The sequence below is a fragment of the Xenorhabdus sp. NBAII XenSa04 genome, from assembly GCF_963866145.1.
GTDB classification, from domain to species: Bacteria; Pseudomonadota; Gammaproteobacteria; order Enterobacterales; family Enterobacteriaceae; genus Xenorhabdus; species Xenorhabdus indica.
Window position 1 is genome coordinate 1 of the sequence record NZ_CAWMEB010000293.1, and the last position, 587, is coordinate 587.

The following is a 587-nucleotide window of genomic DNA, read 5'->3' on the forward strand; positions in this document are numbered from 1 at the left end:
GTCATCTACGATTTCAGCACACCGGATAACATGGTGCTCGCCCGTAACCAGCATATTCCTCATTACCTGCTGACCGGTGAATTGAATGGTGAATTGCAACTGACCGATCGCCAGTCCCAGCTCACTTATCATTTTAATCACACTGCCGGGTCTATTCGTAAACTGTCCGCGATCACCGATCGCCGACAGAATGCTATTCGATTTATCTACGATAAACACTCGCAACTGATTGAAGTCACGCGCACCGATGGTTTCCGGTTGATCTTAGGTTATCAGGGGCAGCAGCTCCAGACAGTGGATTATCTCGAACAGCAAAAGCAACAGCGGCTGGTCACTTGCCATTACGACCCACAGAACTACCTGCATGAATGTGAGGCTTTCCAGCATAACCACTTGTGGCATGAATATGATGCTCAAGGAAGGATGATCCGCTGGCACGATACCGATCAGACAGATGTCACGCTTACCTATGATGATCGTGGGCGAGTTCTCACAACGGCCACCACCAGTGGCTACTGGTGCGATCGTTTCCAATATGATGATCAATCCCGTATCACGACTTATATTGATGCTGAAGGCGGTGAAAC

At 49.1% G+C, this 587-nt stretch carries 1 protein-coding gene; it reads left to right on the forward strand.

Annotated elements, in window-relative coordinates; translation table 11 throughout:
* On the forward strand, positions 1-587 hold a 587-nt coding region (locus tag AAC147_RS10690; RefSeq protein WP_047686568.1), incomplete at both ends, for an RHS repeat domain-containing protein.